The 23,637-nt window shown below is 63.9% G+C and carries 25 protein-coding genes and 1 pseudogene; 18 read left to right on the forward strand and 8 right to left on the reverse strand.

Annotation, left to right across the window (positions count from 1 at the left end):
* Nucleotides 1–104 precede the first annotated feature (104 nt).
* From FKL89_RS18210 to FKL89_RS18220, 3 genes are all read left to right on the forward strand, one after another.
* The gene (locus FKL89_RS18210; RefSeq protein ID WP_156864144.1) at nucleotides 105–641 is read left to right on the forward strand and encodes a glutathione peroxidase; all 537 of its coding nucleotides are present in this window, start codon (nucleotides 105–107) and stop codon (nucleotides 639–641) included.
* Between the two features lie 127 nt (nucleotides 642–768).
* Nucleotides 769–1,848, forward strand: coding sequence for an ABC transporter ATP-binding protein (locus FKL89_RS18215; protein WP_156864145.1), 1,080 nt, complete (start codon nucleotides 769–771; stop codon nucleotides 1,846–1,848).
* 152 nt (nucleotides 1,849–2,000) lie between these two features.
* Complete coding sequence (locus FKL89_RS18220) at nucleotides 2,001–2,825, forward strand: glycosyltransferase family 2 protein (protein ID WP_156864146.1); 825 nt, start codon at nucleotides 2,001–2,003, stop codon at nucleotides 2,823–2,825.
* Nucleotides 2,826–2,850: 25 nt separating this feature from the next.
* Here the strand turns inward: FKL89_RS18220 and ftsY are convergent, their stop codons facing one another.
* Complete coding sequence (gene ftsY / locus FKL89_RS18225; RefSeq protein ID WP_156864147.1) at nucleotides 2,851–3,873, reverse strand: signal recognition particle-docking protein FtsY; 1,023 nt, start codon at nucleotides 3,871–3,873, stop codon at nucleotides 2,851–2,853.
* A 109-nt stretch (nucleotides 3,874–3,982) separates the two neighbouring features.
* Between ftsY and rsmD the strand changes: the two genes are divergently transcribed.
* The 6 genes from rsmD (at nucleotide 3,983) to FKL89_RS18255 (ending at nucleotide 8,903) form a co-directional block, all read left to right on the forward strand.
* Nucleotides 3,983–4,579 (forward strand): 16S rRNA (guanine(966)-N(2))-methyltransferase RsmD, encoded by a 597-nt coding sequence (gene rsmD / locus FKL89_RS18230; RefSeq protein WP_156864148.1) that lies wholly within the window; start codon nucleotides 3,983–3,985, stop codon nucleotides 4,577–4,579.
* Nucleotides 4,580–4,599: 20 nt separating this feature from the next.
* Nucleotides 4,600–5,097 carry a pantetheine-phosphate adenylyltransferase gene (gene coaD, locus FKL89_RS18235; protein ID WP_156864149.1) on the forward strand — a complete coding sequence of 166 codons (498 nt, stop codon included), beginning with the start codon at nucleotides 4,600–4,602 and terminating at the stop codon, nucleotides 5,095–5,097.
* Between the two features lie 304 nt (nucleotides 5,098–5,401).
* Nucleotides 5,402–7,612, forward strand: a complete 2,211-nt coding sequence (locus FKL89_RS18240; RefSeq protein ID WP_156864150.1) for a carbohydrate binding family 9 domain-containing protein — start codon at nucleotides 5,402–5,404, stop codon at nucleotides 7,610–7,612.
* Between the two features lie 74 nt (nucleotides 7,613–7,686).
* Nucleotides 7,687–7,953 (forward strand): YfhL family 4Fe-4S dicluster ferredoxin, encoded by a 267-nt coding sequence (locus tag FKL89_RS18245; RefSeq protein ID WP_156864151.1) that lies wholly within the window; start codon nucleotides 7,687–7,689, stop codon nucleotides 7,951–7,953.
* Nucleotides 7,950–8,354 carry a GlcG/HbpS family heme-binding protein gene (locus tag FKL89_RS18250; RefSeq protein ID WP_156864152.1) on the forward strand — a complete coding sequence of 135 codons (405 nt, stop codon included), beginning with the start codon at nucleotides 7,950–7,952 and terminating at the stop codon, nucleotides 8,352–8,354. The genes FKL89_RS18245 and FKL89_RS18250 overlap by 4 nt, the downstream gene beginning before the upstream one ends.
* A gap of 147 nt (nucleotides 8,355–8,501) precedes the next feature.
* Nucleotides 8,502–8,903 (forward strand): MAPEG family protein, encoded by a 402-nt coding sequence (locus FKL89_RS18255; protein WP_156864153.1) that lies wholly within the window; start codon nucleotides 8,502–8,504, stop codon nucleotides 8,901–8,903.
* Between the two features lie 448 nt (nucleotides 8,904–9,351).
* Here FKL89_RS18255 and FKL89_RS20520 read toward each other — a convergent pair.
* Nucleotides 9,352–10,032, reverse strand: a pseudogene (locus FKL89_RS20520) (MBL fold metallo-hydrolase); the annotation flags it as partial.
* Nucleotides 10,033–10,145: 113 nt separating this feature from the next.
* Between FKL89_RS20520 and FKL89_RS18265 the strand changes: the two are divergent.
* The 3 genes from FKL89_RS18265 to FKL89_RS18275 are packed head-to-tail and all read left to right on the forward strand — an operon-like array spanning nucleotide 10,146 to nucleotide 11,379.
* Nucleotides 10,146–10,550: a YeeE/YedE family protein gene (locus FKL89_RS18265; protein WP_156864155.1), complete on the forward strand. Its 405-nt coding sequence runs from the start codon at nucleotides 10,146–10,148 to the stop codon at nucleotides 10,548–10,550.
* Nucleotides 10,547–11,020: a DUF6691 family protein gene (locus FKL89_RS18270; RefSeq protein ID WP_156864156.1), complete on the forward strand. Its 474-nt coding sequence runs from the start codon at nucleotides 10,547–10,549 to the stop codon at nucleotides 11,018–11,020. The genes FKL89_RS18265 and FKL89_RS18270 overlap by 4 nt, the downstream gene beginning before the upstream one ends.
* Complete coding sequence (locus tag FKL89_RS18275) at nucleotides 11,017–11,379, forward strand: hypothetical protein (RefSeq protein WP_156864157.1); 363 nt, start codon at nucleotides 11,017–11,019, stop codon at nucleotides 11,377–11,379. Before FKL89_RS18270 ends, FKL89_RS18275 begins: the two co-directional genes overlap by 4 nt.
* A 24-nt stretch (nucleotides 11,380–11,403) precedes the next feature.
* Here FKL89_RS18275 and FKL89_RS18280 read toward each other — a convergent pair whose 3' ends face one another.
* The 4 genes from FKL89_RS18280 to FKL89_RS18295 are packed head-to-tail and all read right to left on the reverse strand — an operon-like array spanning nucleotide 11,404 to nucleotide 15,665.
* On the reverse strand, nucleotides 11,404–11,814 hold the full coding sequence (locus tag FKL89_RS18280) for a group II truncated hemoglobin (protein WP_156864158.1): 411 nt from the start codon (nucleotides 11,812–11,814) through the stop codon (nucleotides 11,404–11,406).
* Nucleotides 11,807–12,436 carry a CoA pyrophosphatase gene (locus tag FKL89_RS18285; protein WP_156864159.1) on the reverse strand — a complete coding sequence of 210 codons (630 nt, stop codon included), beginning with the start codon at nucleotides 12,434–12,436 and terminating at the stop codon, nucleotides 11,807–11,809. The genes FKL89_RS18280 and FKL89_RS18285 overlap by 8 nt, the downstream gene beginning before the upstream one ends.
* Nucleotides 12,436–14,952, reverse strand: coding sequence for an ABC transporter permease (locus tag FKL89_RS18290; protein WP_156864160.1), 2,517 nt, complete (start codon nucleotides 14,950–14,952; stop codon nucleotides 12,436–12,438). The genes FKL89_RS18285 and FKL89_RS18290 overlap by 1 nt, the downstream gene beginning before the upstream one ends.
* Nucleotides 14,949–15,665, reverse strand: a complete 717-nt coding sequence (locus FKL89_RS18295; protein WP_156864161.1) for an ABC transporter ATP-binding protein — start codon at nucleotides 15,663–15,665, stop codon at nucleotides 14,949–14,951. The genes FKL89_RS18290 and FKL89_RS18295 overlap by 4 nt, the downstream gene beginning before the upstream one ends.
* An 82-nt stretch (nucleotides 15,666–15,747) precedes the next feature.
* On the opposite strand from FKL89_RS18295, the gene FKL89_RS18300 reads away from it, so the two are divergent.
* The 4 genes from FKL89_RS18300 to FKL89_RS18315 all read left to right on the forward strand — a co-directional run bounded on the left by FKL89_RS18300 (nucleotide 15,748) and on the right by FKL89_RS18315 (nucleotide 19,525).
* The gene (locus FKL89_RS18300; protein WP_420361149.1) at nucleotides 15,748–16,416 is read left to right on the forward strand and encodes an arylesterase; all 669 of its coding nucleotides are present in this window, start codon (nucleotides 15,748–15,750) and stop codon (nucleotides 16,414–16,416) included.
* Nucleotides 16,413–17,483 (forward strand): tRNA 2-selenouridine(34) synthase MnmH, encoded by a 1,071-nt coding sequence (gene mnmH, locus FKL89_RS18305; RefSeq protein WP_156864162.1) that lies wholly within the window; start codon nucleotides 16,413–16,415, stop codon nucleotides 17,481–17,483. The genes FKL89_RS18300 and mnmH overlap by 4 nt, the downstream gene beginning before the upstream one ends.
* 147 nt (nucleotides 17,484–17,630) lie before the next feature.
* The gene (locus FKL89_RS18310) at nucleotides 17,631–18,821 is read left to right on the forward strand and encodes a DUF418 domain-containing protein (RefSeq protein WP_162527578.1); all 1,191 of its coding nucleotides are present in this window, start codon (nucleotides 17,631–17,633) and stop codon (nucleotides 18,819–18,821) included.
* 32 nt (nucleotides 18,822–18,853) lie between these two features.
* Entirely contained in the window at nucleotides 18,854–19,525 is a 672-nt protein-coding gene (locus FKL89_RS18315) for a DsbA family oxidoreductase (protein ID WP_156864164.1), read from the forward strand.
* Nucleotides 19,526–19,554: 29 nt separating this feature from the next.
* Here the strand turns inward: FKL89_RS18315 and FKL89_RS18320 are convergent, their stop codons facing one another.
* Nucleotides 19,555–20,304, reverse strand: a complete 750-nt coding sequence (locus FKL89_RS18320) for an SDR family NAD(P)-dependent oxidoreductase (protein ID WP_162527579.1) — start codon at nucleotides 20,302–20,304, stop codon at nucleotides 19,555–19,557.
* Between the two features lie 88 nt (nucleotides 20,305–20,392).
* On the opposite strand from FKL89_RS18320, the gene FKL89_RS18325 reads away from it, so the two are divergent.
* Nucleotides 20,393–21,541, forward strand: a complete 1,149-nt coding sequence (locus FKL89_RS18325; RefSeq protein WP_156864166.1) for a C45 family autoproteolytic acyltransferase/hydrolase — start codon at nucleotides 20,393–20,395, stop codon at nucleotides 21,539–21,541.
* 117 nt (nucleotides 21,542–21,658) lie between these two features.
* Nucleotides 21,659–23,260 carry an FMN-binding glutamate synthase family protein gene (locus FKL89_RS18330; RefSeq protein ID WP_156864167.1) on the forward strand — a complete coding sequence of 534 codons (1,602 nt, stop codon included), beginning with the start codon at nucleotides 21,659–21,661 and terminating at the stop codon, nucleotides 23,258–23,260.
* A gap of 23 nt (nucleotides 23,261–23,283) precedes the next feature.
* On the opposite strand, the gene FKL89_RS18335 is transcribed toward FKL89_RS18330, so the two are convergent.
* Nucleotides 23,284–23,616 carry a polyhydroxyalkanoic acid system family protein gene (locus FKL89_RS18335; protein ID WP_272953705.1) on the reverse strand — a complete coding sequence of 111 codons (333 nt, stop codon included), beginning with the start codon at nucleotides 23,614–23,616 and terminating at the stop codon, nucleotides 23,284–23,286.
* Nucleotides 23,617–23,637 lie beyond the last annotated feature (21 nt).

Raw genomic sequence — 23,637 nt, forward strand, 5'->3', positions numbered from 1 at the left:
CGGCCTTGTATTCGTTCACAATTTGACGAAAATCACAGGCTTGCAGCATTGGTGGACAGCACCCAATTTCCTTTGGTGCGCAGTCACGCTGCGAGGATGTCGCCATGAAAAAAATGTTCGAACTCACCTGCGCGCTTGCCCTCTCGATGCTGGCAGGCGCAGCCAGCGGCAACGATCTGTTGCAGCACACCCTCAACCCACTACTGCCCGGCAAACCGGTGCAGCTGTCGCAATACGCCGGCAAGGTGGTGCTGGTGGTCAATGTGGCCAGCAAATGCGGCTACACCCCGCAGTACGAAGGGCTGGAGGCGTTGTACAAGCGCTATCAGGGCAAGGGACTGGTGGTGCTCGGCATCCCGGCCAACGACTTCGGTGCGCAGGAGCGTGGGTCGAACAAGGAGATCGCCGAGTTCTGCAAGGCGAACTTCGGCGTGAGCTTTCCGATGTTTGAGAAACTCGAAGTGCCGATCGGCAAGCACCCGCTATTCGCCAGCCTCATCGCCAAAACCGGCAAGGCACCGCAGTGGAACTTCCACAAATACCTGATCGACCGCAAGGGTGGCGTGACCGCCTTTCCGAGCGACGTCGAGCCGCAATCACCGGTGCTGGTGAAGGCAGTCGAGGCTGCACTGGCCGGTTGATGCTGAGTGCTGTCGCGGCAGTAGTGTGATGTAGTTTTCCGGTGCCGGTGGTGGCGTTTTACGCCCGAGCAGACTGACAGCCTGCTGCCGCTACACTCGCGGCAACGCTTGGAGGAGCAGCGGCAACATGGCATCAGTCACGTTATCCCAGGTTGTAAAGAACTACGGCAGCACGAAGGTCGTGCATGGCGTGGACATCAGCATCAACGATGGCGAGTTTTGCGTGCTGGTCGGTCCGTCCGGCTGCGGCAAATCAACGCTGCTGCGCATGGTCGCCGGGCTGGAGGAAATTTCCGGCGGCACGGTAGCGATTGGCGAGCGGGCAGTGAACGAGCTGCCGCCGAAAGAGCGCGATGTGGCGATGGTGTTCCAGAGCTACGCGCTGTACCCGCACATGACGGTGCGTGACAACATGGGTTTCTCGCTGATGCTGGCCAAGCGCCCATCTGCAGAAATCGCCGAGCGCGTCAATCAGGCGGCGGAGATTCTTGGCCTGACGCCATATCTTGATCGTCTGCCCAAGCAGCTCTCGGGCGGCCAGCGCCAGCGCGTGGCGATGGGCCGCGCCATCGTGCGCAAGCCGCAGGTGTTTTTGTTTGACGAACCGCTGTCGAACCTCGACGCCAAGCTGCGCGTGCAGATGCGCACGGAGATCAAGGCGCTGCACCAGCGCCTGAAAGTCACCAGCATTTACGTCACCCACGACCAGATCGAGGCGATGACAATGGCCGACAAGATCGTGGTGCTGAAGGACGGCCGCGTGGAGCAGATCGGCGCACCGCTGGAGCTTTATGACCGGCCGCAGAACACTTTTGTCGCAGGCTTTATCGGCTCGCCGGCGATGAACTTCCTGCGCGGCAAATTGAACGGCGACGGCACCGCCACCGTTGGTAGCACCCGCCTGCCTGCGGGCAACAGCGGCACTGCCGAGGTGACCTACGGTATCCGCCCGGAGCATTTGAGCTTCGGCAACGAGGGCGACGGGCTCAAGGCCACGGTGGACGTGGTGGAGCCGACTGGCGCCGACACCATGGTGGTGGCCCGTGTGGTTGGTGGCGACAAGCTTGTCGCAGGTACCGATCACCACGAAGTGCAGATCGTGCTGCGCGACCGTGTGGCGGTGAAGAGCGGCGACACCGTGTGGCTGAAACCGGATGCCGCGCGGGTGCATCTGTTTGACGCCGGCAGCGGAAAACGGCTCGGTTGATGAGTCACCGTAACGCGTTCGCGGGCCAGCAGCTTTTGGTTGAGAATGGCTTTTGAACCGGGCTTGAGTGCTATTTTCGTTAAAAGTCGAGTATTGCCACTTTCGCACTCCGAGCCCAGCACGGATAAGCTCCTTGTCAAAGAGTTGATGCGGTGAGCGTGCTGGTTTGTGTTCCCGTCTACAACGGTTTTGACAGCGTCAGCCGCTGCCTCGACGCGCTGGCATCAGCTCAGGTCAAGACGCAGTTCCGCACGCTGCTGATCAACGACGCCTCGCCCGATGAGCGTATCCGCCCGCTGCTCGACCGCTACGCGCTCGCGCACGCCGACACCCAGGTGCGACACAACGCCATTAACCGCGGCTTCACCTGGAACGTCAATCAGGCCTTCATCGCCGCTCGTGCCGACGAGCCGCTCTGTCTGCTTAATTCCGACACGCTGGTGACCGACGGCTGGCTTGATGCCATGCTCGAGTGCCTTGCGGACGACGCCTTGATCGGCACCATCACGCCGTTCTCCAATAACGCAACGATCTGCTCGTTCCCGGACTTCACTCGCGCGTGGCCAATACCCGAGCACGCGGAGCGCGAACGCATCGCCCGCGCGCTGCGGCAATCACCGGCAGCGGCCATTGACCTGCCCACTGGTGTTGGCTTCTGCATGCTGATCGCCGCAGCTTGCCGTGCTAAGGTCGGGCCGTTCGATGTGGAGAGCTTTCCGCGCGGCTACGGCGAAGAAAACGACTTCTGCATGCGCGCCGCAGTGGCGGGCTTTCGCAATGTGTTGTGTCCTAACGCCTATGTTGCCCACGAGGGTGGCGTGTCGTTCAGCGAGGCCACGCAGGCGCTGATGAAGGCGGGCGCCGAACGGCTAATCGCCAAACACCCGAGCTACGACGCCGAAGTCGCAGCATGGATCGCCGCCGACCCGGCACAGTCACGGCGCACCCAAGTCAGCGCCATCCTCGCGCAAGGCTGAACGGTTTGCTTCGACGAGCTGGGCGCTAAACCAGCGCCTCGGCAAACTCGCGCGCCACGAATGGCTGCAGATCGTCGATGCCTTCACCAACGCCGATGAAGCGCAGCGCAATTGGCCGCTCTTTGGCGATGGCGCAGATCACGCCGCCCTTGGCGCTGCCATCAAGCTTGGTCATGATGAGGCCGCTGAGCCCAAGTGCATCGTCGAAGGCCTTGACCTGAGCCAGTGCGTTCTGGCCAGTGGTGCCGTCGAGCACCAGCAACACTTCGTGCGGCGCGCTGTCCATCGCCTTGCCGATCACCCGCTTCGCCTTCTTCAACTCGTCCATCAGGTGCAGCTGTGTCGGCAGGCGGCCCGCCGTGTCGCACATCACCACATCGGTACCGCGCGCCTTGCCGGCAGTGACGGCGTCGAACATCACCGCTGCCGGATCACCACCAGCCTGCTGGATCACGGTGACGTTGTTGCGCTCGCCCCAGATCGCGAGCTGCTCGCGTGCCGCAGCGCGGAAGGTGTCACCCGCTGCCAGCAGCACGCTCGCACCCTGCTGCTGCAGGTATTTGGCAAGCTTGCCGATGCTGGTCGTTTTGCCGGCACCATTGACGCCGGCGATCATGATGACGAAGGGAGATTCTCTCGCCACCGCGAACGGCTGCTCGAGCGGCTGCAGCAGATCGGTCAAGGCATCCACCAGCATGGCGCGCGGATCGCCCTGACCGCCGGCCAGCTTCCAGCGCTTGCGCAGATCGTCGAGCAGATGCTGCGTCGCCGCCATGCCACAGTCCGCCATCAGCAGTTGGGCTTCGAGTTGCTCCAGTGTGTCTTCGTCAAGCTTGCCGGCGAACAGCACCTTGAGGCCGAGCTTGTCGCGCGTCGCGGTGAGGCCGGATTTGAGCTTGTCCAGCCAGCCTTTCTTTTCGACCGGTGCAACCACTGCCGCCAGCGCCGATTCCGTCGCTGGCATTGTTGTTGCCGGGGCGTCAACTGCTGCCGGTGCTGGCGCAACACTGGCGTCGGGTTGCGGTTTCTTCTTGAACAAGCCCCACATGGAGCGCTTTCTGGCGGGATTCGAGACAATTGCATTTTAGGTGGCGTGGCTGTATCGCCCTTGCACCGGCACTTTGCCGGCATAACTACGCCACTGGCGACAACACAAGATGAACTACAAGAATCAGGTCCGCATCATTGGCGGCAGCCACAAGCGGCGTATCGTGCGCTTCCCGGATATGCAGGGCGTCACCGGCTTCCGCCCGACCCCCGACCGTGTGCGCGAGACCCTGTTCAACTGGCTCGGACAGGACTTGACCGGGCGGCGCTGTCTTGATGTGTTCTCCGGCTCCGGCGCGCTGGCCTTCGAGGCTGCGTCACGCGGCGCGACGCAGGTGGTTGCCATCGAATCGTCTCGCGCCGCAGCGCAAGCCATCGCCCAGAACCAGAAATTGCTCGATCTGCCGAACCTGAAGCTGGTCAATGGCGACGCCTTTGCATTCCTGGCATCAACGCCAGAGAAGTTCGACGTCGTCTTTCTCGATCCACCCTTCGCGCAGGACTGGTGGCAGCGCCTGGCACCTCTGGTGCTGCGGGTGGCCGCGCCGGAGGTCCTGATCTATTGCGAATTCGCCAAAGAACTCACTGGCCGTGAATTGCCTGGCTTCAACCGCAGCCGTCATGATCGCGCCGGCATGGTGCACTATCATCTGTTCACGCCGCACGTCGCCGGGACCGCAGAGCCCCGCAATCAGGCGAGCGGGTAGCGCCAACGCGGAGGATCGCCATGCTGAGATGTGTTTATCCCGGAACTTTTGACCCCATGACCAAGGGGCATGAGGATCTGGTGCGCCGGGCGTCGCGGCTGTTCGGCGAAGTCGTTGTCGGCATCGCGGACTCAAAGCGCAAGGGGCCGTGGTTCTCGGCCGATGAGCGCGTGGAAATGGCGCGCGAAGTCACCAAAGAGCTGCCCAATGTGCGCGTCGAGCGTTTCTCGTCGCTGCTGCTGGATTTTGTGCGCTCGCAAAACGCCAGCATCATTCTGCGTGGCCTGCGCGCGGTCAGCGACTTCGAGTACGAGTTCCAGATGGCAGGCATGAACCGCGGCATGGACCCGAGCATCGAGGTGGTGTTTCTGACGCCATCAGAAAAGTACATGTTCATCTCGGCCACCATCGTGCGCGAAGTGGCCTACTTCGGTGGCGATTTCGAGCGCTTCGTGCACCCCTTCGTTGCCGAAACACTGAAGCGCAAGGTCGCGGAGCGCAAGGCCGAAGGCGCCTGAGCGCTTCGCAGCTGTGCAAATCTCCACTACACTCGCGGCTCGCCCATTGCTGGAAGGCTGGGTGCAGCTTCGACATTGACGACAGACGGGAGGATTCCCATGGTGTTTGCTTTCTAAATAGCTCGCGTCACGCCATCAGTGACGCACGGTTGACCGCTACCGGTTCGGCCTGCCATTCCGCGCTTCGTCGCAGATGGCTTGTCCCGCCGCACGGCCGACCCTAGCCTTTGCGATCCCGGCGTTCGCCCGGCGCAAATCCATTGATTGACCAGCGGTTAGCCGCTGATCACCCTGTTCTGTCGCAATGAAAAATCAAACCTGTTCCCGCGCCGGGTGGCGCGCTGTGGCTGTTGCCGTCGTTGCTCTGCTGGCTGCGCACTCGGCGCTGGCGCTGCAGGCAATTCCTGCCACTGACAAGATCAAACTGGATGGCAAGCTCGACGAGGCCGACTGGCAGCGCGCGCCGGTCTCGGCCAACTTCATCGAGAACATGCCGCGCGAAAAGCAGCCGGCGCGCGACCGCACCGAGGTGCGCATGCTGTATGACCACGATGCGCTGTACGTCGGCATTCGGGCCTACGACCCCGACCCGTCGCACATCTACGCGCCGTTCGTCCGCCGCGACAAGGTGTTTGGCAATCAGGACAATCTGATCGTCTGGATCGACCCCACCGGTGCGCGGAAATTTGCGCAGTTCTTTCGGGTCAATCCCCGTGGCGTGCTCGCCGATGGCATCTGGAACGAGGACAATACCGAAGAGGACTTCTCGCCCGACTTTGATTTTGAGGCGGTGCCGGCGCGTCTGGCGGACGGCTGGAGCGCCGAGTTCCGCATCCCGTGGGCATCGCTCAGGCTGCCACACCCGGCGCCGGAGAAGCTGACCTTTATCGTCTTCCGCAATCAGCCGCGCGACACCCGGATCCGCACCACCAACGTGCCGCTCGGACGCGATCCATCCTGCTTTCTATGTGTTGCTGAGGAACTGACCGGGCTTGCCAGTCTGCCCAAAGCGTCCGGGCTGACTGTCACGCCCTACGCCGCAGTCAATTCCAGCCAGAGCAAGGTGGGTGACACGACGACCCGCGAAACGAAATTCAGCGCCGGCGCCGACATCAAGTGGCGGCCGAGCCCGGAATGGGTCATCGATGCCACGCTGCGGCCGGATTTCTCGCAGCTTGAGCTGGACACACCGCAATTGAAGGGCAACACGCGGTTCGCGCTGTCGGTGCAGGAGAAGCGGCCGTTCTTCCTGGAAGGCAGCGATCTCTATTCGCAGCCGTTCGGCCTGATCTACACCCGTTCGATCACCGACCCGCTGTGGGGCGCGCGTGCCACTTATCGCAGCGAGAGCGCCGATGCGGCCGTGCTGACAGTGAAGGATCGTGGTGGCGGTTTCGTCATCCTGCCCGGCACCTACTACTCCGACGCCCGCGAACAGGGCGCCTCGCAGGCTACGCTGGCGCGGGTGCGCGTGCCCTACGGCGCGGGCGGCGGCACTGGCAGCGTTGGCGCACTGTTTTCTGATCGCACCTACGACGACGGCCGCAGCAACCGAACCGCAGCGGTAGATGGCCAGTACAAGCCGAACGACGATTCACGGCTGCGGGCACAGTTTTCGGCCAGCCAGACCGATGACCGTGTGCTGGGCAGCAAGGGCGATGGCCATGCGGCGTTTGTCGACGCCCTGTACGACAACGGTGTCTATCACGGCTGGCTTGGTCTGAGCAAAGTCTCACCGAAGTTCCGCAGCGACAACTCGATCACCACGCAGAACGGCTACGAATGGGCCAAGTTTGAGGCATGGCGCTGCAGCAAGCATGAGGCCTTTTTCAACAATGTCTGCGCTGGCGCTTTTGGCGGTGAGACCCGCGCCAGTTCCGGTGCAGCCCTGTCGCGCTGGATCACGCCGCAGCTCTACATGAACGGTGCGCGCAATTCGGAGTGGAGCCTGCAGCCGCGCTGGTTCAACTATTCCCGCGTGACCGAAGGCGGGCAGTGGCATCACGTGCCGACGCTGTACGCTCGCGCTGAAGGCAACCCCGGCCAACGTCTGCATTACGCGTTCGTCGAGGTCGAGGCCGGCCGCAGCGTTGATGTTGCCACCGACACCCTGGCGCGCCTGCTCTACACCGGCCTCAACTTCAACACCCGTCCGCACGAACGCGTCGAGCTGGAATGGAAGGCGAGCGACTTCCGCCTGAACGACCTCGATCGCGGCAGCTGGCGCCTGCATGAACGTGTGCTGCAACTGGTCGGGGTGGGCTACATCACGGCGCAGGACACGTTGCGGCTCATCGCACAGCACACGCTGTCCAAGCGCAACCCGGCGATGTATTCGTTCACGGTGACACCGCGATCGCAAACGCAGGCAATCTCGCTGGTCTACTCGCACAAGCGCGGGCTCGGTCGTGAGTTCAACCTCGGGGTGACACAAAGCAACCAGCGGGCAACCGGCAGCGCCAGCCACATCGCCACTGAGGTCTTTGCCAAGCTGTCGTGGGCGGTGAACCTGTAGCCGGCTGATCCCACCGATAACGGTCATAACGGCCGGCACCGAAGCGGACGCCATACCGGCCATAAAATGCCGGCATGGCGCTGCTGATCACCGATGAATGCATCAATTGCGACGTTTGCGAGCCGGAGTGCCCGAACGACGCGATCAGTCTCGGCGCCGAAATCTATGAGATCGACCCGGCCAAGTGCACTGAATGCGTGGGACACTTTGACACGCCGCAGTGTCGCGAGGTGTGTCCGGTCGATTGCATCCCCGTGAACCCGGCGCACATCGAGACGCGAGAGCAGTTGCAGCTCAAATACGCCGGCCTGATGAAACTGAAGAAAGTACCGATCGAATGAAAAGCAAGCCCGTCCTCACCCTCGACGACGTCAAGAAAATCGCGGCAGCCGCCGAAGCCGAAGCGGTGAAGAACAACTGGGCAGTGACCATCTCGGTGGTGGACGACGGCGGCCATCTGCTGTGGCTGCAGCGGCTCGACGGTGCGGCGCCGGTGTCGTCGTGGATCGGCCCGAAAAAGGCGGTCACTGCCGCGATCGGCCGTCGCGAGACTGCGATTTACGAGAAGATGGTCAACGAAGGCCGTTTTTCATTCCTTGCCGTTGATCCGGTGACGCCGCTCGAAGGCGGGGTGCCGATCATGGTCGATGGCGTCTGCGTCGGCGCGGTCGGCGTCTCGGGTGTGAAGTCCAGTGAGGACGTGCAGATCGCCAAGGCTGGCATTGCCGCGCTCGGGCTGTAGCCATCAGCTTTTTGCTGCGATCCTTATTCGATCACGGCTCTGACCTTAAAAGTGGTTAAAGTCAACTTTGTCGATTTCACCCACTAAAGCCCAGATGAAACGGGCTTTCCAGTGAAAAGCTGATTACTTTCGAGACTGACACCGACCATGACCATCGCCCTCTTCTGCATCCTGCTCGCCGCCATCCTGCCGCTGGTCTGCGCTGGCCTGTCAAAGTGGCGCGGCTTCAAGGTCTCGCATCGCGACGGCGGCTACGACAACCGCAGCCCGCGCGACTGGATCGCGAAGCAGGAAGGCTTTCCGCGCTGGGCACATGCGGCACAGGAGAACAGCTGGGAAGCATTCCCCTTCTTCGCTGCGGCGGTGATCGTTTGCCACATGCTCGGCGTGATCGGCACGCTGCCGAACGCGCTCGCGGTGGCGTTCATCGTGCTGCGCTGCGCCTACATCTGGTGTTACGTCACCGGCCGGCAACAGTGGCGCTCGCGGGTGTGGGCGCTGGCCTGGGCCGCCAACGTGGCGATCTTCTTGTTGCCGCTGACGCGCTGACTGCCGCCTGTCAGTTCTGCCGCCACGGCAGGCCACGGTGGCGCCAGCCGCCGCGGGTACTGCGATGGGCAGCGCTGTCCGGGTCGCCCTCGAAGCCTTCGAGGATGTTGTAGGCGGTCAGTCCCAGTTCGGTGGCGCGCTTCGCCGATGCAATCGAGCGCACGCCGGAGCGGCACAGCATCAGCAGCGGCTTGCCGCCGTGCGCTGCCGACAGCGCCTGAATCTGCGCATCGAAATCCGGGTTCATCGCCATCCCCGGCCACTGCTTCCATGCCACCGCCGGTGCGTCCGGGACAAAGCCAACCCATTCGCGCTCGGCGTTGGTGCGGATGTCCACCACAACGCCCTTGCCGGATTGCCACCAGCGCCAGGCCAGCTCCGGCGTCACGTCGCCCGCGTAACCAGCCGCAACGCGCGGCGCTTCACTGTCGTCAGCGCCGGCGTGATGCTGCACGCCGAGCTGCAGGTTGGCCGGCACTGCCTCGTCGATGCGCCGCGGCTTGGGCAGATGCAGCGCATCCATCAGCGCGATGAAGTCAGCACGGCTACGATGCGCCAGGCGGCTGTTGTGCGCCCGCTCATGCCCGATCGAGCTTTTCGTGCGCCCCTTGTAGTCGTGGCCAGGCCACACCGTGGTCTCGGGCGGCAGCGTGAACAGGCGTTCGGTAATGCTGGTGTAGAGCGCGTCGGCCGACCCGGACTGGAAATCGGTTCGCCCGCAACCGTCGATCAGCAGCGTGTCGCCGGTGAAGACATGATCGCGCCACAGGAACGACATGCTGCCCGCGGTATGGCCGGGCGTGTGAATCGCAGTCAATGTCTCGCCACCGAAATTGATCACGTCGCCATCCTGCAATTGCCGGGCGGCAGGCTGGATGCCGCAGCCGGCGGGTGTGGCCGCCTGTGCGCCAGTGTGTTCGATCAGTTGCGCGGCCGAAGTGATGTGGTCGGCGTGAGCATGCGTCTCGATCGTCCACAGCAGGCGGGCGTTCTGATCGCGGATCGCGGCAAGGTCACGCTCCAGCTGGTGATCGACCGGGTCGATGATGACCGCGTCCCCGCTATGCGGATCAACCAGCAGATAGGTGAACGTGGAGGATTCGGGGTCGAAGAGCTGGATCGGTTGCATGGCGATAACTGTTTGCGGAAGACGCGCCGCCGGTCGGCGTTCAGTATGATCGTATGTGCTGCAGCGCAGCTGCCGCGATGGCATACGATTACTGATCCGTCGTTGAAATCATTATGCACCCTTACATTTTCTCCTTTGCCGGCGGCCTGCTGATTGGCGCGGCGGTGTGGTTGCTGCTCATCGGCCTCGGCCGCGTTGCCGGCATCAGCGGCATCATGGCCGCAGCGATCGCCCAGCCGCGCGCAGGCACTTGGCGCATCGCCTTTCTCGCCGGCCTGATCGGCGGTGGCCTGCTGTTTGCCCGCCTGTTCAACGTGCCCAGCGTGACAGTGACCTCGACACCCTTGTTGATCGTGGCTGGTCTGCTGGTTGGCTTTGGCACGGTGGTGAGTGGTGGCTGCACCAGCGGCCACGGCGTGTGCGGCCTTGGACGGCGCTCGCTGCGATCACTGGTGGCAACGCTGACTTTCATGATCGCCGGCGCAGTGACCGTGGCCATCGTGAGGGCGATGCAATGAAGCCGCAATCGACTTCAGTGCGCCCATTGCTGATCGCGGCGCTGGCGGGCGTGGTCTTCGCTGCCGGCCTCGCCCTCGGCGGCATGATGGACCCGCGCAAGGTGCAGGGTTTTCTCGACGTGGGCGGCATCGGCAGCGGTCGCTGGGACCCAAGTCTTGCCTTCGTGATGGGTGGCGCGCTGCTGGTGTCGCTGATCACCTTTGCCCGTGTTGGTACGCGCGAAATGTCGTGGTCAGGCGATCCGATCGCGCTGCCGACGCGGCGCGATATCGATGGCCGTCTGGTTGGCGGCGCGGCGCTGTTTGGCGTGGGTTGGGGTTTGTCCGGTTACTGTCCGGGGCCGGCGGTGGCCTCGCTGCTGATTGGCGGGCTCGACGTGGCCTGTTTTATTGGTGCGATGGCGGCGGGCATGCTGCTCGCGCGCTGGTGGCAGACTCGTGCAGTCGACAGTCAAGAAGCGGATGCATGATGCCGCATCACAACAAGGTTGAGGCACGAGACATCGTAGTCGTGCAGAGCATGCGCAACACCATCATGGTCGCCAGCGTGCTGGCCTCGGCAGCATTGCTTGGCGTGATGGCTTTCGTCGGCGCCACGCATGGCCTGCGACCCGATGGCAGCAACACGGCGGTGCGCTTCATCGTGGGCGGCATGGCGTTGCTGGCGGTCGCTTTCTCGGTGCTGGCGCTGGTGCTGCTTTCACACGCGAGCCGCGAATCAAATGTGCACACGATTGAGCGCGACTGGCATCGCGCGCACCGCTGCGTGATCATCGCCGGCGTGGCTTTTGTGCTGTTCGCGTTCGGTGCGCTTTGGGTGGCGCTGTAGCGACTGCGTCAGTAACCGGCAAACTCAACCGGCCTTGTTGCGCATCCAGTCGGCCGTACCAAACAACTGGCTCATCAGCCATTCCGACAGCGCTGCGTCAATCTCGCGGTCGCGCAGCGCGTCGCGCATGCAGGCGAGCCAGGCATCGCGCTCGGCTTCTCCAATCGGGAACGGCAGATGGCGGGCGCGCAGCCGTGGATGCCCAAAGCGTTCGATGTAGAGGCTCGGGCCACCAAGCCAGCCGCTCAGGAACCAGTAGAGTTTGTCGCGCGAGCTGTCCAGCGTGTGCGGATGTAGCTTGCGAATACCCTGATACGCCTCGTCGAGATCCATGTGGTCGTAAAAGGCATCGACCAGCGCGCGGACTCCGGTGTCACCGCCGAACAGTTCGTACGGGGTCTGTTGCGCCGTTGTGGCGCTCTCTGCTTCAGTCATTCTGTGTTCCGTGCAGCAGCACTTCGCGGAAGGTGCGCAGCATGCCGGCAGTGGCGCCCCAGATGTAGCGCTCGCGCCACGGCACCGCCCAGTATTCGCGCCGTTTGCCATCACGCATGAAGTTGTCACGCCGCCAGTTACGGTCATCGAGCACGTGGGCAAGTGGCACTTCGAATACGTCTGCCACCTCGAAGGGATCGACGCGATATTGCTGCGGCGCCGACGTGGCAACCACTGGCGTCACCTCGTAGGCAGTGACCGTCACATAGTTCGGCAACGTGCCCACGACCTCAATGCGCGAAGAATCAGTGCCGATTTCCTCGGTCGATTCGCGCAGCGCGGTGGCGACGATATCGGCGTCCTCTGCGTCCTGACGGCCACCGGGGAAGCTGATCTGACCGGCGTGATCGTGCAGATGCGCGGTACGTTGCGTCAGCACAACGTTGAGCGCGTCATCGCGTTCGACGAGAAGGATCAGCACGCCAGCCGGGCGAATGGTACGCCCGAGCACGGCGTGCGCCTGCCGCCGCTCGTGGGTGGACATGTCGCCCGCCTCGCCCAGCGGCGTGCCGCGCCAAACCTGCGTGGCGGCAATCTGCCTGCGGATGCGTTGCAGTTCCATCAACCCTCGCGCAATACCTGAATCGGCGGCGTGGTGAGCACGCTGCGGGTGCCAAGCCAGCCGGCCAGCAGTGTAAGCCCGGTGGCGAGCGCGAAGCCGACGATCCACACCGTCGGCGAGGCAATGAAATCAATCTTCAGAATGCGCGACGCCAGTGCCCAGGTCAGCACCACCGAGCCGGCAACGCCGAGCAGCCCTGCGGCACCACCCAGCGTGGTGAACTCGGCGATCAGCGAGCTGCGGATCTGGCTGCGGGTGCCGCCCAGCGTGCGGATCAGCGCGGTGTCGTAACGCCGCTCGTCCTGGGTGGCGATCACGGCGGTGTAGAGCGTCAGCAATCCCGCCAGCAGCGTGAAGGCAAACACGAACTCCAGCGCGCGCGCCACCTGATCGACGATGCTGCGCACCCGCGCCATCATCTCCGACACATCGATGGCGAGCACGTTGGGGGCGGCGTTGACAACGGACGCCAGCGTCTGCGTGTCGCGCTCCGGCAGGTGGAATGCCGTGATGTAGCTCTTCGGCAAGGGTGCGAGCGTCGCCTCCGGGATCAGCGCGAAAAAGTTGACGCGGAAACTGTCCCAGTCCACCTTGCGCAGGCTGGTGATGCGCACTTCGACCTGCTCGCCGGCGACGTCGAACGTGACGCGATCCTCCAGCTTGAGGTTGAGTGTGGTGGCGATGCCTTCCTCAATGGACATCACACCGCGATCATTGGCGCCGTAATAGTCGCCCGCGATGATTTTGTTCGCTGGCGGCAAACTCGCCGACGCCGACAGGTTGAACTCGCGGTCGACCAGCCGTTTGGCGCGTTCGTCCGGAAAGTCTTTGGCCGTTACCGTCTTGCCGTTCACGGCGACGAGGCGACCACGAACCATCGGGTACACCGCGACCGGCTTGCCGTTGGCGGTCTTCGGCACCAGCGACTGGATAGTCTCGATCTGGTCCTGCTGGATATTAATCAGGAAGCGATTCGGCGCATCGGGCGGCAGTGACTTTTGCCATGCGCTGAACAAGTCTGTACGCACAAAACCGACGGTGATCAGCGTCATCACTCCCAGGCCGAGACAGGCAATCTGCAACGCCGTGGAGAGGCGCCGCCGATCAAGGTTGGCAAGGCCATAGGCCCAGCTCTGCGGCCCGCCGAGCCGCGCCATGCGACCGCTGCGCACCAGCCGGCGAATGCACCAGAGCAGCAGCGCCGCCAGCAGCGTTGCGACGCCCACCAGTGCCACCAGACCGCCAACAAAGATGGCACCAGTCTGCCAGTCCTGCGACTGCATCAGCACCACCGCCAGCACCGCCACGGCACCGAGCACGGCGGCGAGCACGCCACCACTACCAACGGTCGGCATGTCGCGGCGCAATGCACGCACCGGTGGCGTCGCCGCCAGTGCCACCAGCGGCGGAATGGCGAAGCCGAGCAGCAGCACCAGGCCGGTGGCAAAAGCCTTGGCCAGCGGCAACCAGCCCGCCGCCGGCAGAGCGGACGCGAACAGACCGCGCACCGCCCACGCCAGCGCCGCCTGCGCCGCGAAGGCGAGCAGCACCCCAAGTACGCAGGCGATCAGCGCCAGCACGAAGAATTGCCCGACGAAGTGCATCAGCGTCTGCCGCTGACCGGCACCCAGTGTGCGAAACAGCGTTGCGGTGTCGAGCTCGCGTTTGAGGTAACGGCGCAGTGCCAGCACGATGGCTACCACCGCGAGGAAGACCGCAAACGACGCTGCAAGCCCGAGAAACTGCTCGGAGCGTTCCAGTGTGGAGCGCACTTCCGGCCGCAATTCGCGGATCGTCTCCAGCCGCTGGCCGGGCCCGAGTTTCGGCTTGATGGCAGCGGCGAATTCCTGCGCGCGCTCGCCAGCCACCTGCAGTCGGTAAGTGGCGCGGCTGCCGGGGCCAAGCAGTTCGCTGGCAGCCACGTCGGCGCTGGACATCAACACCTTCGGCGCCGCCGAGAGAAAGTTGCCGGCAACCTCCGGCTCCTCGGCGAACACCTGCGCAATGCGTGGCGTGTTCTTGCCCACTTCGAGCACATCGCCCGCCTTGACGCCCAGCCGCGACGCCAGCCGTTCATCAACAAACACTTCGCCCGGCTTGACCTGCGCGACCAGCGGCACCCGTTCACCCCTCGCGTCGCGCGCCTCCAGTGTGCCGCGCAAGGGATACGGTGCGGCGACTGCCTTGACATCAGCGAGCACTGATTGTCTTGCCGTTGCTGAAGCTGCGTCCTTGGCCGCGGCACTGATCATGCTGCCGAAGCGGGACGACTCGGTCACCTTTAGGCCCATCGCAGCGGCCGTCTGCGCGAAAGTCTCAGGCAGTGGGCGATCGCCAGAAATCATCGCGTCCGCCCCGAGCAGCACGTTGGCCTGGTTGGCGAACGCACCCTTGACGCGGTCGGCGAACATGGCCACCGCACCCACGCTGGCCACCGCCACCGCGAGTGCCAGCACCAGAATGCGTGCCTCGGTCGAGCGCAGCTCGCGGCGCACGAAACGCAGGACGAGATTCACGAAACCACCTTGCCACGGGCCAGCCGCACCACGTGGCCGCAGCGTGCTGCCAGCTCGGGATCATGCGTCACCAGCACCAGGGTGGTGCCCTGTTCGCGGTTGAGCGAGAACATCAGCTCAACGATCTCGGCACCGGTGTCAGTATCGAGATTGCCGGTTGGCTCATCGGCAAAGACGATTTTCGGATCGGCGACGAAGGCTCGCGCAATGGCGACGCGCTGCTGCTCGCCGCCGGAGAGCTGCTTCGGAAGATGATCGACGCGTTCGCCCAGGCCCACGCGGGCGAGCCAGTCGGCAGCACGCTTCTCGGCGTCGCGGGCGCCGGCCAGCTCGAGCGGCAGCATCACATTCTCCAGCGCCGTCAGCGCCGGCAGCAACTGGAATGACTGGAACACGAAGCCGATCGCACCCTGCCGGCGTTTCGCCAGCGCATCCTCGCTGAGCGAGCTGACCGCCTCGCCGTGCCAGGCCACGCTGCCACTGTTGGGGCGGTCGAGGCCCGCGAGCAGGCCCAGCAAGGTGGTCTTGCCCGAGCCGGAGGCGCCAACGATGGCCAGCGTTTCACCAGCGGCCACGTCGAGCGACACGCCCTCGAGGATGGTGAGCTGGCGGTCACCCAGCGGCACCACGCGGGTGAGCGCGTCGGCACGAATGGCCGGGGGCTGGGACGACAAAGTGTTGGCAACTGGCGAAGGCGTCAGGGTGGCGGTCATATGGTGAAACGCGGTGCTGCCCCCAACTGCCAATCTGGCGGGGCGGGCAGGCCCGGTGGGTATCCCTAGAATGGTTGTGATGATGACAGAACAGATGGCTTTCTGGTTCCAGTCGCCCGTGCAGCGCGCGCTGCGCCGGCTCGCGGCATGGCTGCTGGCAACACTTGCCGTGCTGGCGACGGCCAATCCGGTTGCGGCAAAACCGGCGCAGATTCTGGTGGTCGGCGATTCATTGTCGGCGGGCTATGGCTTGTCCGCTGGCGAAGGTTGGGTCGATCTGCTGACTAAAAAGCTGGCCCGCGAAAAAATCGCAGCACAGGTGATCAATGCCAGCATCAGTGGCGACACCACGGCCGGTGGCCTTGCCCGGCTGCCCGCGCTGCTGGTCAAGCACAAGCCGACGCTGGTAGTGATTGAGCTCGGTGGCAACGATGGCCTTCGTGGATCGCCAGTGGCAGCGGCGAAGGCCAATCTGCTGAAGATGGCAGAGCTGGCCAAAGCCTCCGGCGCCAAAGTGCTGGTGGTCGGCATGCGCATGCCGCCGAACTTCGGTCCGAGCTACACCACGCAGTTTGAAGCGATGTATGCCGAGGTAGCAAAGGCGGTGGGCGGCGGGCTGGTGCCGTTCTTCCTTGACCGCATCGGCACCGACCTCTCGAAATTTCAGGCCGACAAGATCCATCCCACGGCTGCTGCGCAGCCGGAGCTGCTCGACACCGTGTGGCCAGCGCTGGCGAAGCTGCTGAAATGAGCGTCCGCCCCGATCTGGTCGCTGCCACCGACATCGACCGCTGGCTGACCGCTGGCGCCACCATCATCGACGCCCGCTCGGAGGGTGAGTACGCCGAGGACTTTCTGCCCGGCGCCATCAACCATCCGGTGCTCAACAACGAAGAGCGCGCACGCGTCGGCACCGTTAATAAAGTGGAGTCACCGTTCGCTGCCAAGCGGGTCGGGGCGCCGCTGGTGGTGCGCAACGTGGCCGACATGATCGAGAAGCATTTCGCCGGCATGCCGAAGGACTGGGCGCCGCTGGTCTATTGCTGGCGCGGCGGCAAGCGCTCCGGCACGCTGACCTGGCTGTTGCGCGAGATCGGATTCGATGCCCGACAGCTTGCCGGCGGCTACAAGGCGTTCCGGGCGCGGGTGAACGCCGAGCTGCCGCAACTGGCGCAGCGCTTCCGCTATGTCACTATCTGCGGCTGCACAGGCACAGGCAAGACCGCGCTGCTGACTGCATTGGCCGATGCCGGGGCACAGGTGATTGATCTGGAGGGGCTGGCCAATCATCGCGGCTCGCTGCTGGGGGCGCGCGACACACCACAGCCATCGCAAAAGCGCTTTGACACGCTGCTGTGGAACGCCCTGCGCACGCTGGACCCGGCGCGACCGGTGTTCGTTGAATCGGAAAGCAAGAAGATCGGTCTGGTGCAAATGCCCGACGCGATGCGCGAGCAGATGAGCGTGGGTGAGTGCGTCTGGCTTGAGGTGCCGCTGGCCGCCCGCGTGGCGCACATCGCAACCGAATACGCACATTTCGTCAGCGATCCGCAGGCGCTGATGGAGAAGCTGCAGCCGCTGAAGGAGCTGCGGGGAGCAAAGCAACTGCTGGCCTGGCAGCAGATGGCGGATCGCCGTGATACCGATGCGCTGTTTGCGTCATTGATGGTTGACCACTACGACCCGCTCTACACCACGGCAATCCGGCGCAACTACACACGGCTCGATCAGTCACCACAGATCGCAATCACGACCTTGACCGGTGCCAATCTTGCCGCTGCCGCCGCCGAACTTCGCGCGCAATTCGATCCTGCGTGAACGGCCCATGCCAGCAGCTTTTCCCAGAAATGCCCGTTGCCATTGGGCTCAGATCATGAAAATGCTGATAGTCGACTTTGCGGCGAAATGGCATTAGAGCCCCGTTCGGATAGGGTTTTTTCCGAAGAGCCGCTAGCCAGCCCAACAGTGCAGACGGGTACCGCAACGGACGCCCCGACGGGTGAACGGCTGCTTGCCATCGACATCGCCCGCGGCCTCGCTCTGCTCGGTGTAGGCGTGGTGAACGTGCTGGCGTTTGCGCAGGTATGGTCGTCGGTGCACGCGCTCGACATGGCTCACACCGCGGTCGATGTCGTCGCCGAGTACGCGGTGGCGATGCTGTTTATCCACCGTTGCTATCCGTTGTTGGCTTTCCTGTTTGGTGTCGGTCTCGCCTGGCAGTGGCAGCAACTGGCGGAGCCGCGCAAAGTTCGCCGTTTGCGGCCACGGCTGTGGGCGTTGCTGCTGATTGGCGTTTGTCATGGCCTGTTGCTGTGGCCGGGCGATGTGCTCTCCACTTATGCCATCGTCGGACTCTGCGTCGTTGCGCTGGCGGGTGCGTCGGCACAGCGCCTGCGCCGCTGGGCCATCGCCGCCTATGCGCTGGCGGCGATCTTCTACGGTGCTGCCGGGGCCATGATGTGGCTGTGGGCCGGACCACCGAGTCTGCTGCCGGAGGTGCCGTCCTCGTTTGCGCAGTCAACCCTGCGGGTGGCACTGGCGATGCATCCCGGCGAATTTCTCGAACGCGGACTGGCGCAGACACTAGCCCCCGATCTCTGGGCGCATGTGCTGTTCGGCATGTGGGCAGCGCGCTCTGGTGCTCTGGTGACCTTCCTCCGCCCCGCGCCAACCGCCGGCGCCCGGTCACGACTGCCCTGGCATGTCGCTGGCGCCACTCTGCTCGCCGGGGGTTCGATCCTTGAAATCATCGCCGCCGGCCACGGTGGCTGGGCGGCGCGCAGCAATCACGACCTCGGTCTCGCGCTGATGACACTGGCGGCGGTGCCAGTCAGCGTTGGTGCGATCTGGGCATGGTTGGCGCTGGCAACGCACTTGGCGCGGGCGCAACCATCGCTGCTGCGAACACTCGCGATCGCCAGCGGCCGGGCGCCGCTGACCCAGTTCATCGGACAATCCCTGCTGTTCGCCCTGCTCTTCAATGACAGCCTGTTCGGCTGGCACGGTGACGTTGGGCGAGCGACCTGTGTGGCGATCGCCTTGCTGGTCTGGCAAGTGCTTTCTGCCGGCATCGCCCAGTGGTTTGCCCGCGGTCACCGCCATGGTCCGCTGGAAATCGTCTGGCGCGGCCTCACCCGACGGCTCACCCGCGCCTGACTGCCCTTTGCCACCTTCACTTTGACTGCATCATGACCGCTACCGCAACGACTTCCCCGCTCAACATTGACATCGTTTCCGACGTCGTCTGCCCGTGGTGCTACATCGGCAAGCGCCACGTCGAGGCGGCAATCACGCAGTTCCGTGCGGCACACGCCGACATTGAAATCACCATCCGCTGGCATCCGTTTCAGTTGAACCCGGACCTGCCGCCCGAAGGCACCGACCGCAAGGCCTATCTGGAGGCCAAATTCGGCGGCCCGCAGCGAGCGGCGGAAATTTACGCACGGGTCAGCGCAGCCGGCCGCAACGCCGGGCTCGCGCTCAACTTCGACGGCATCCAGCGACAGCCGAACACGCTGATGGCGCACGCCCTCATCGCCTATGCACAAAGCATCGAAGGCGGCGGCCATGCCGATGCCATCGTCGAGCGACTGTTCAAGGCTTACTTTGTCGATGGCCGCTTTGTCGGCGATATCGATGTGCTGGTGGCGATCGCGGCTGAATGCGGTCTGGATGCAGAGGCAACGCGGGCGGTGCTGTCGGAACCCTCCACGCTGGAGCAGATCGCCGCACTTGACGCCAGCGTTCGTCGTCAGGGCATCAGTGGCGTGCCGTTCCTGATCTTCAACCAGAAGCTGGCACTGTCTGGCGCCCAGCCGCCCGAAGTGATGCTCGACGCGATGACGAAGAGCCTCGCCTGAACACGCGCAAGCGCCCGCCGGTGTAACCGCTAGCGCAGGTAGCCGCCGCTCGCGGCGTCGATGCAGGCGCCGTTGACGTACTCCGGTGCGTCGAGCGCGAGCCATTCGATCACTTTGGCAATCTCGTCGGGTTCGGCGAAACGGCGCGCGAACACCAGCCGGTTGAACTCGTCAATGCGCGACTGCGGCAGCTGGTCAAACATGGCCGTTTTGGTCGGCCCCGGCGCCACCGCATTGATCAGCACACCCTGCGGCCCATAGAGTTTGGCCAGGCTCTTGGTCATATTGAGGATGGCGCCCTTGCTGGCGCCGTACCAAACGTCCGGGTGCCCGCCAAATCCGGCCACCGAGGCGATATTGATGACACGGCCGCGCACCGGATCGCCGTTGCCGGCAATCATCGGCGGCACCAGGCAGCGGATCAGCTCGGCCGGTGCTTCGATGTTGGTGGCGATCAGATCGCGTCGGTCTTTCGGGGAGTACTGCCCGAACGGCTGCGCGGTGAGCATGGCTGCGTTGTTCACCAGCACGTCGATTGGCCCGAGCCGTTGGCAGAGCGCAGCGATATCGTCAATGGCACGCAGGTCAAATGGTACCCGTTCGCAGCGCACGCCGGCATCGCCGCCATCCAGATCAAACCGCGTGAAATCCCGCCCGAGGGCGAGCACATGCAGCTTTTCTGCGGCTGTTGCCTGCCGTTCGTCGTTACGCGCCAGCAGTCGCTTCGCCGTGGCGTAACCTATGCCGCGCGTTGCCCCTGTGATAAGAATCCGCTTCATTCCAGCAGTGTAGCCACGCAGAGGGCGCCGACACGGCAACGCTAGGGTAGCTGCATCCCGACAACGACAACAAGACAGACCGAGAGCGATGTTTCCAGTACTAGAGCTTGACGGCGAGCCGTTTGCGCGGGGCATGGCCTGCGGACGCGCGGCCCGCACCCAGATCGGCGGCTCGGTCCGCTGCTATGCGGCGATGTTCGCCAGTTGCGGTATTGACTGGACGACAGCACAGCAGCGAGCGGCAGAGTTCCGCGACATCATTGAAGGTTGTGGCGGCGGCATCATTGAAGAAATTGAAGGCCTCGCCGCCGGCAGCGGGCTGAAGGTCAACGAGATCCTCGCGCTCAACTGCCGCACCGAAATCCTGCCGCCGTCATTCCTGGGCATGGAATACGCCCACAGCGACGTCGCCAAAGCCCGCAATGCCGCGATGGGTCTGTTCGACATTGGCGAATGCACCAGCGTGGCCGTGGCGGGCACGCGCTGCGCCGACGGTCACACGCGCGTCGCGCAGAACTGGGACTGGGTCGGCTTCCAGCGGCAGAACGTGATCGCGCTGCGGGTGCATCGCGACGGCTGGCCCGACTATGTGACGCTGACCGAGGCTGGCATCGTCGCCAAGATTGGGGTCAATGAGCACGGCGTGGGTGTCGGGCTCAACATCCTGCGCGCCACCGACGACCGCGAAGGCCTGGGCATCCCGGTACACATCTTCCAGCGCATGGCGCTTGACTGCGCCGACGTGAAGTCGGTGGTTGCGCTCGCGCGCTCGCTCAAGTTTGCTGCGTCATCCAATGCCATTCTCGGCGACCCTAGCGGCCATGTCACGTCGCTTGAGTACAGCCCCAGCGGCGCCGTTGCGCTGTCACCCGATCACGGTGTGGTAGCGCACACCAATCACTTCTGCGATTCTCGGCTCGCCGAAAGGCAGGCACCGCTGACACAGATGCTGACCACCGAGCCACGTCTGCAATGCGCTGATCGGCACATCGCAGACTGGCCGGACCTGATCGATGACGTGCATCTGGCGATCCTGCTGCGCGACGAATCGGGCGACGGCGTTGCCACCGGTACCGACGCCAGATATGGCGCCATCTGCCGCCACCCCGATCCGGCATCACCGCCGGAGCTGCGGGTGGAAAGCATCTTCGGGGTCATCATCGACTGCGACGAACGCAGCATGGTAGTCGCACCTGGCATCCCTTCACAGGTGGATTTCGAGTTGCTGGCGCTCTAGCTCTCCAAGACTTCCTGCGCCGTTCGTAGCGGTCACAACCGCGACGCCACGCAAACCGGGTGACGAAGCCCAGCGAATCACGTAGCCTTCACGTTTCGCTTCCCGCCGGTCGCCATCATGCCCTCCCGCTACTACGCCTTCGCGATTGCCGTCGCCGTGTTCATCGGCAGCCTGGTTCTGGAGTTTGTGTTTCGCGCGCCCTGGGTGACCTGGCCACTGATCACGATCAGCGGGTTCCTGTCGCTCGTGGGCTTCATCGACGTGACGCAAACCAGGCAGGCGATCCGGCGCAATTACCCGATCCTGTCGCACTTCCGTTTCTTCTTCGAGTACATCCGGCCAGAGATCCGGCAATACTTCATCGAGAGCGACAACGAATCCTCACCGTTTTCGCGTGCTTCCCGCTCGCTCGTCTATCAGCGGGCCAAGAAGGAATCGGACAAACGGCCCTTCGGCACCCAGCTTGATGTCTACGAACCTGGCTACGAGTGGATCAATCATTCGGTGTCACCCGCCGCCCCCTCGACACCGGACTTTCGCCGGACTATCGGCGAAACGAGCAAACAGCCTTACTCCGCCTCGGTGTTCAACGTCTCGGCGATGAGTTTTGGCGCGCTTTCGGCCAACGCGATCCGCGCGCTGAATCAGGGCGCGAAGATGGGCGGCTTTGCCCACGACACTGGCGAAGGATCGATCTCGCGCTATCACCGCGAGATGGGCGGCGATCTCATCTGGGAACTGGGCAGCGGCTACTTCGGCTGCCGCACCGCAGACGGCAAGTTCGATCCCGTTCGCTTCGCCGAGCAGGCGCAGGATCCGCAAGTGAAGATGGTGGAGCTGAAGCTTTCGCAGGGCGCCAAGCCCGGCCACGGCGGCGTGCTGCCGGGGCCGAAGGTGACGGCCGAGATTGCCGAGGCGCGCGGCGTGCCAGTGGGAGTTGACTGCGTGTCGCCGGCGAAGCACAGCGTGTTCTCGAATCCGGTCGAACTGCTCGAGTTCATCGCGAAGATGCGCGAGCTGTCCGGCGGCAAACCGGCCGGCATGAAGCTCGCGATCGGTCATCCGTGGGAGTTCTTCGCGATTGCCAAGGCGATGGTAAAGACGGGATTGACGCCCGATTTCATCGTGGTTGACGGCTCCGAAGGCGGCACTGGCGCGGCGCCGGTGGAGTTCACCGACCACGTTGGCGTGCCGCTGCGCGAAGGCCTGATGCTGGTGCACAACACGCTGGTCGGCATTGGCGTGCGTGATCGCGTGAAGCTTGGCGCGAGTGGCAAGATCGTGTCCGCCTTCGATATTGCCAAAACGTTGGCGATGGGTGCCGACTGGTGCAATTCGGCTCGCGGCTTCATGTTCGCGCTCGGCTGCATTCAGGCGCAGAGCTGCCACACCGGCACCTGCCCGACCGGCGTCACCACCCAGGACCCATTGCGGCAACGCGCGCTGGTGGTGCCAAGCAAGGCCGAGCGTGTGAACGAGTTCCACAAGAGCACGCTGCATGCACTGTCCGAGTTGCTGGCGGCGGCGGGGCTCACGCACCCCGATCAGTTGCGGCCCGAACACATCATTCGCCGCATCAGCTCAACCGAGGTCACGTCGCTGGCGACGCTGTACAAATTCCTCAAGCCCGGTTCACTGCTACAAGAAGCATCCGGCCATCAGGTGTTCGAGTACTACTGGAAGCGGGCGCGGGCGGAGTCGTTCGCGCTGGCGTCCTAGCAGGCTGCCAGCGCCAAGACAATTTACTTCTTCGCTTTGCCCGCAGGCTTTGCCGCTGCCGACTTTGCGGCAGCGGGCGCCGGCTTGATCAATCCGTCCAGTTGCGTCTCCATCGCCGACTGGATCGGGCCCTTGAACGCCGCCATCAGCAAGCCGAGCTTCACGTCCACCTGAATGTCTTTCGCGCTGACGGCCAGCGTGCCGTGCAGACCGCTACGGTCAAAGTGCAGCACATCGCCATCCCAGTTCGAGCGCAGGTCATAGTCCTTGGCCAGTTTGGCTGCCACCTTGTCGGCCGTCTTTCTGGCGTCGGCCACGGTTGAATGGTGAGCGCGCTTGATCGAGATATGGGACACAGCGATTCCTCCTGCAAATGG

The sequence above is a fragment of the Casimicrobium huifangae genome (assembly GCF_009746125.1).
GTDB lineage: Bacteria > Pseudomonadota > Gammaproteobacteria > Burkholderiales > Casimicrobiaceae > Casimicrobium > Casimicrobium huifangae.

What these genes read in the sequence shown, in the direction of transcription:
- FKL89_RS18330 (WP_156864167.1), top strand. Translation starts at nt 21,659, where the DNA reads ATGCCCTCCCGCTACTACGCCTTCGCGATTGCCGTCGCCGTGTTCATC.
- ftsY (WP_156864147.1), bottom strand. Translation starts at nt 3,873, where the DNA reads ATGTGGGGCTTGTTCAAGAAGAAACCGCAACCCGACGCCAGTGTTGCG.
- FKL89_RS18275 (WP_156864157.1), top strand. Translation starts at nt 11,017, where the DNA reads ATGATGCCGCATCACAACAAGGTTGAGGCACGAGACATCGTAGTCGTG.
- FKL89_RS18255 (WP_156864153.1), top strand. Translation starts at nt 8,502, where the DNA reads ATGACCATCGCCCTCTTCTGCATCCTGCTCGCCGCCATCCTGCCGCTG.
- coaD (WP_156864149.1), top strand. Translation starts at nt 4,600, where the DNA reads ATGCTGAGATGTGTTTATCCCGGAACTTTTGACCCCATGACCAAGGGG.
- FKL89_RS18270 (WP_156864156.1), top strand. Translation starts at nt 10,547, where the DNA reads ATGAAGCCGCAATCGACTTCAGTGCGCCCATTGCTGATCGCGGCGCTG.
- FKL89_RS18250 (WP_156864152.1), top strand. Translation starts at nt 7,950, where the DNA reads ATGAAAAGCAAGCCCGTCCTCACCCTCGACGACGTCAAGAAAATCGCG.
- FKL89_RS18320 (WP_162527579.1), bottom strand. Translation starts at nt 20,304, where the DNA reads ATGAAGCGGATTCTTATCACAGGGGCAACGCGCGGCATAGGTTACGCC.
- FKL89_RS18315 (WP_156864164.1), top strand. Translation starts at nt 18,854, where the DNA reads ATGACCGCTACCGCAACGACTTCCCCGCTCAACATTGACATCGTTTCC.
- mnmH (WP_156864162.1), top strand. Translation starts at nt 16,413, where the DNA reads ATGAGCGTCCGCCCCGATCTGGTCGCTGCCACCGACATCGACCGCTGG.
- FKL89_RS18280 (WP_156864158.1), bottom strand. Translation starts at nt 11,814, where the DNA reads ATGACTGAAGCAGAGAGCGCCACAACGGCGCAACAGACCCCGTACGAA.
- FKL89_RS18265 (WP_156864155.1), top strand. Translation starts at nt 10,146, where the DNA reads ATGCACCCTTACATTTTCTCCTTTGCCGGCGGCCTGCTGATTGGCGCG.
- FKL89_RS18215 (WP_156864145.1), top strand. Translation starts at nt 769, where the DNA reads ATGGCATCAGTCACGTTATCCCAGGTTGTAAAGAACTACGGCAGCACG.
- FKL89_RS18295 (WP_156864161.1), bottom strand. Translation starts at nt 15,665, where the DNA reads ATGACCGCCACCCTGACGCCTTCGCCAGTTGCCAACACTTTGTCGTCC.
- rsmD (WP_156864148.1), top strand. Translation starts at nt 3,983, where the DNA reads ATGAACTACAAGAATCAGGTCCGCATCATTGGCGGCAGCCACAAGCGG.
- FKL89_RS18245 (WP_156864151.1), top strand. Translation starts at nt 7,687, where the DNA reads ATGGCGCTGCTGATCACCGATGAATGCATCAATTGCGACGTTTGCGAG.
- FKL89_RS18300 (WP_420361149.1), top strand. Translation starts at nt 15,748, where the DNA reads ATGACAGAACAGATGGCTTTCTGGTTCCAGTCGCCCGTGCAGCGCGCG.
- FKL89_RS18240 (WP_156864150.1), top strand. Translation starts at nt 5,402, where the DNA reads ATGAAAAATCAAACCTGTTCCCGCGCCGGGTGGCGCGCTGTGGCTGTT.
- FKL89_RS18325 (WP_156864166.1), top strand. Translation starts at nt 20,393, where the DNA reads ATGTTTCCAGTACTAGAGCTTGACGGCGAGCCGTTTGCGCGGGGCATG.
- FKL89_RS18210 (WP_156864144.1), top strand. Translation starts at nt 105, where the DNA reads ATGAAAAAAATGTTCGAACTCACCTGCGCGCTTGCCCTCTCGATGCTG.
- FKL89_RS18285 (WP_156864159.1), bottom strand. Translation starts at nt 12,436, where the DNA reads ATGGAACTGCAACGCATCCGCAGGCAGATTGCCGCCACGCAGGTTTGG.